The 4,903-nt window shown below is 49.9% G+C and carries 3 protein-coding genes and 1 pseudogene; 3 read left to right on the top strand and 1 reads right to left on the bottom strand.

Annotated elements, in window-relative coordinates; genetic code table 11:
* The first annotated feature begins 105 nt into the window (after positions 1–105).
* Positions 106–315: pseudogene (locus tag KKH67_09600) on the top strand (MvaI/BcnI restriction endonuclease family protein).
* A gap of 185 nt (positions 316–500) precedes the next feature.
* Here the strand turns inward: KKH67_09600 and KKH67_09595 are convergent.
* Positions 501–3,110: a M6 family metalloprotease domain-containing protein gene (locus tag KKH67_09595; protein ID MBU1319433.1), complete on the bottom strand. Its 2,610-nt coding sequence runs from the start codon at positions 3,108–3,110 to the stop codon at positions 501–503.
* Between the two features lie 242 nt (positions 3,111–3,352).
* Here KKH67_09595 and KKH67_09590 point away from each other — a divergent pair, with 242 nt between their 5' ends.
* Complete coding sequence (locus tag KKH67_09590; GenBank protein MBU1319432.1) at positions 3,353–4,552, top strand: flavodoxin domain-containing protein; 1,200 nt, start codon at positions 3,353–3,355, stop codon at positions 4,550–4,552.
* Between the two features lie 35 nt (positions 4,553–4,587).
* Positions 4,588–4,824 (top strand): hypothetical protein, encoded by a 237-nt coding sequence (locus KKH67_09585; protein MBU1319431.1) that lies wholly within the window; start codon positions 4,588–4,590, stop codon positions 4,822–4,824.
* Positions 4,825–4,903: the final 79 nt, after the last annotated feature.

Here is a 4,903-nt window from a genome sequence, read left to right as displayed (position 1 = left end):
CCTATTCAATGACGATTTGAACACAAACCACGGTCACTAACGAAAACAACGTCCGAATCCAACCCTCCGAACAAATATGGCGATGATTACGACACAGCCTCGAAGCGCAGGCAGGAATCGGGAGACGAGCTTTTTCTTTATGAGACGATAAAGATGTTGGAATCCTTTTCGTTCGACTCGTTTCTGAACGCCATCGAACAAGGTGAGCTTCTTGTTGATTTCGATGCCAGAACGGGGCATAATCACGGCACTAAATTCCGCATAAGGTCAGGGCTGATCTCGCACCTATATGAACACGCCAGCGACATTTCCTAACGATCGATTCAGCTGCTAATCCGCAGATCCTACTGCTCAGGGAATCATTCGCGAATAAGACAATTGCCATTGTCAGGATTTCCTCACGTGTGTTCGGACCTGCTTTGCGCTTTGCTTGAGCAGGCTGGGATGTTGACCTGCAGGCTGTGGCAGGTTTCGGGGAAACCTGCCCTTTCTCTCTTATCTCATGGGCAGCTTGAGCATGGTACTGGTCCGCCTCGGAACAGATAGTTCACGAGGCCGACAATATCGAGCAGGTTGATCTTGCCGTCGCAGTTTAGATCACCCGACTCAACAGGAATTGGAGCCGGACCTGAGAGATAAGAGTAGGCTATCAAGTAGATAGCGTCATCGATATCCACTTCACCACTGTTATTGGCATCGCCGCAGATGAATTCATCTGCCAGGTCAAAGAACTTGAGTATGCGTCGCATTACTGTCAGACGAGATTCAAAATTGTAGCCTGTGTATGTGCTGTTCACAGCCTCGAATCCAAACCCGAAAAAGACTGCGCGATAATCCTGCTCGCTGATCTCGAGTGCCGCAGCGCTGCCATCGAGATATCGGAAGCATATTTCGGTAGCATCCGCAGGTATGAGCCAGTCTGCCGAGGCTTGATTTGCCGCGCCGTCATCGGTGCCGGTGATGATCAGTGAATCAGTCCGACCGATATAGGAGCCGGCTGCTCCTCGCACCATGTACTGAGCTACCAGACTTCCACCGTAAGAACAATGGAAGTAATCGCTGAGCATGTCAGGGTCGGTTGATGATAGATGCTGCGCGATATCCTGCCCCGTTATGAAAAGTTTGTGCCCACCAGCATCGAGGTAATTCTTGATGAATGTTCTGTCATCCGGAACCAGCGTCGTGTCCCGGTGATCCCCGGTCAGCCACATGACAGTCGGGTAAATTTCCTGGTCGACTCCCGGACTGCCTTTGGTTTTTTTGTCCCAGACGTCATAAGTCAAAGCCAAACTGTCGAGTACATCAGTCAAATAGTGCTCGTAATATGCAATGTCTGATCGATCATCATCGACAATCAATACTGCCACGCCGCCGACATTGTGTTCGAATGTGAAAAGAGTTGTGTCAACCGCGCCATCTTGTGTGATCGTCAGATAGAATTCCAGCTGGAGCGTGTCCATATCGCTCGGAACCTGAAACTGCAATGGAGATGCATTGTTGTTGGCATTCCCACCTGATGAGATAGTACCGAGATTGATTGAAGGCACCGTGAAGATGATGCGTGGGTCATTTACCGCCAGATCAGCAGTTACATTCGTAGCCTCTGCCCAGATGTTCGACACTGAGAAATAGAAATCGATTGTTTCTCCCAGCTCCGAAATGCCGTCGCCATCCCCACCCGCAGTGTCATCAAAGTCGTGAGATTCGAGGATGTATAGTGGTCGTGAATAGTTGATATCAAGATTTGCTGTCATGAGGCTGTCAGAGTCGGATATGCTCCAGACGGCAACCTCGGTAGGAACGCCGGGATAGTCCCTGCTGTTCGGTGTCGTTAGATCGGTGAACTCTCGTGCATCTGTCGATCCGGGGTATGGATCCCCGCTGTTCCCCTGACCGGTATTGTGCTCGAGTTCAAAGAGACCATCTGCCTGCTCGAGAGCAACCAGATAGTGATTCTCATTCTGATTTCCAGACTGGGTTTCGTCTATGTGATAGATCAGCAGGCCTTCGCCCGGAATGTTTGCATCGAAAAGAACTCTCTGTCTGTTCTCCACAAGAAAATACTGCGATCCAGCACTGCCGTTCATCCAAATTCGTGCTGCATATGGTGTTTCTTCGCTACGAGGAAACTCGTGGCCGATTTCATTGACGGTTATGTTCTCCAGCGTTATCCACCCGAGTTCTTTCTTACACCAAGCATCTAAGTGCGCAGGGTTCATGCTTCCGCCGTTGTAGCTGCCTGATGCCATCAGAGTCCAGTCACCCAGTCCGGCGGATGAATAATCGGTATCGTAGAGATCGGGCAATCCGAGAACGTGCCCGAACTCGTGGCAGAATACGCCGATGTCGATCAGTCCGTCGCCACCGCTTGTCTGTTCGGGCTGGATGGCGTAACCGTTCAGGAACACGCCGTCCAGAGACTGCGCATTGTGCATGAACCATCGATGTGAGTGTATCTGGTTTAGATTTCCGGATGTCTCATACCCTTCTCCGGCATGGACAAGCATGAGACCCTCAACGTACCCGTCGCCGTCATTATCATACAGCGAATAGTCTATGTCTCCATTTGCAACATTGACTGCATCCTCAGCCAGTTTCTGGGCATTCTGTGGATATGTTCCAAACCCTCGCTGACCGTCGACATAATAGGCATAAGTCTGTGGCATGCGATACCACCCATACACTTCACCCGCGAGCACGAAATTACCGTATGAATTCTCTATGTAGAATTCCTTCATGCTCCCCTTGGGAAGGACCCCATCGGAGAAAATCAGATCTTCAAAATAGTCGAGTGTGCCGTCCGGTCCGGATGTCCACACATTGTCAGAGAAATCGACTAATATCACCACTATTCGCATCGTGTCGGGCGTCGCATCTGCTGAGGTGGACAGTTTGAACGACTTGTCACCTTGCCCCCAGACGCCTTTGGAGCGCGCATTCTGCATATCCTGCACATATTTGTCGAGAGTGCCATCGGCACGCATCCGTTCCAGGACATCGGGGCGCAGACTTACCGCCTGCAGAGATGAATCGAATATCAGAACACTCAGAATGAGAGTGACGAATACAGATGCGCAACTGATCGGCGTGTGGTTCCTGCTTTTCATCATAAATATCCTCTAATCTTGCAAGACGCGGTTTAGAAGTAGTCCAGATTAATATAATACAAAACACATCAGACTCAAGGCCAAAGAGCGTCTTGTTGCACTATTGTAATCTTCAATCACAAATCACTTGACGAAATTGGCAGAATGGCCATCTTTTGACTCTTGTGCCGACTAGCCAAGGAGTATGTTCACTTGTCTGCAACTGACAAAATAGCGAAATGTGCCAACAGATCTGAGGTGTTTTGATGCAAGCTGTTGAGTTGAAAAAAGATATCTATTGGGTAGGTGCGGTCGACTGGGATCTGCGTGATTTTCACGGCTATTCGACCGAAAATGGCTCTTCACATAACGCATATCTTCTCAGAGGTGAGAAGAATGTGCTGTTCGATACTGTGAAAGCGAGTATGTCGAGCAGCCTTATCCAGAACATTCGCCGGATTATCGAGCCTGAGAAGATTGATTACATCATATCAAATCACTCCGAGATGGATCACACCGGCGCGCTGCCTGAGATTCTCGATCTGGTCAAACCGGAGAAACTCATCTGCACGGCGGAAGGTCAGAAAGCTATCGTGGCTCATTTCCATCGTGAGGACTGGCCGTTCGAGATTGTAAAGGACGGGGATACTCTCGACATCGGATCGAAGACCATACAATTCTTGGGCACACCTATGCTCCACTGGCCGGATAGTATGGCCTCGTATATCCTCGAGGACAAGATTCTGATGTGCAATGACATATTCGGCCAACACTGGGCTACATCTGAGCGGTTCGACGATGAGGTCGATCATGGTGAGCTGTTCTGGCAGTCTGCGAAATACTTCGTCAACATTTTCAATCCGACCTGCGGTGCCGCCCGGAAATTTTTTGCTAAGCTCGAAAGCCTCGAAAGCACGCCTGAGATGCTCGCGGTCGATCACGGTTTGATTTGGCGTTCGGGTGTGCGTAAGATCATTGATGCTTACCGTCGATGGTCCAATCAGGAGACAAAGCCCTCTGCAGTTATCATCTATGACACGATGTGGGAAAGCACATCCAAAATGGCACAGGCCATCGGACGCGGAATTGCTGCCGAAGGTGTTAGCGTCAAGCTCTTCGATCTGCGACTCAATCACAGAAGCGACATCATGACACATGTGCTCGAGTCACGAGCGATTATCCTCGGTTCTCCCGTTTTGAACAAGGGTATCCTGCCGAAGATGGCGGATATGCTGACTTATATGAAGGCGTTGAAGCCGACTGGCAGAATTGGGGCAGCGTTTGGTTCATACGGTTGGGCGGATACATCGGTCAAGCAGCTCAACGCATGGCTCGAGGATATCAAGATTGAGATTGTCGATCCCGGCATCAGCGTAAGATATGTGCCGACCGATGATGATATTGCAAGATGTGTCGAGGTCGGTGAGAGGATTAGGAAAACTATTCTTGACAGGCAGCCGTCGTAGGTTGAATCTGTCGTTGACCATGCGAGGAGGATGTAGTGAGTGAGATTAGCACAACCGCGGAAATTCGAACCGACAAGGACATTGAGCATGCAGATCTTCCGGTAGATCACTGGGCCGAAGCTGTGTTCAATGTTGGCGGTGAGGAGATCGTGATGGAGATTAGTGTCGAGCAGAATGTGATAGTGGCGATAATGGCCGGCGAGGAGGCTGTCTGGAAGGGTACGCTCGAAGGGCTCAAGAAACTGCTGCGTGGAGAGATTAAGGCGAGATAGCAGGGAGATATTGTCAAGAGTTGTGGATGATTGTTTTGATAGTATCCTCAAGTTCTCCAGTTATGCGGCTTCCTTTATT

The sequence above is a fragment of the Candidatus Zixiibacteriota bacterium genome, assembly GCA_018820315.1.
GTDB lineage: Bacteria > Zixibacteria > MSB-5A5 > JAABVY01 > JAHJOQ01 > JAHJOQ01.
Note: the sequence above shows the minus strand (reverse complement) of the source record. Positions and strands in the feature narration are given on the sequence as shown.

What these genes read in the sequence shown, in the direction of transcription:
- KKH67_09595 (MBU1319433.1), bottom strand. Translation starts at nt 3,110, where the DNA reads ATGATGAAAAGCAGGAACCACACGCCGATCAGTTGCGCATCTGTATTC.
- KKH67_09590 (MBU1319432.1), top strand. Translation starts at nt 3,353, where the DNA reads ATGCAAGCTGTTGAGTTGAAAAAAGATATCTATTGGGTAGGTGCGGTC.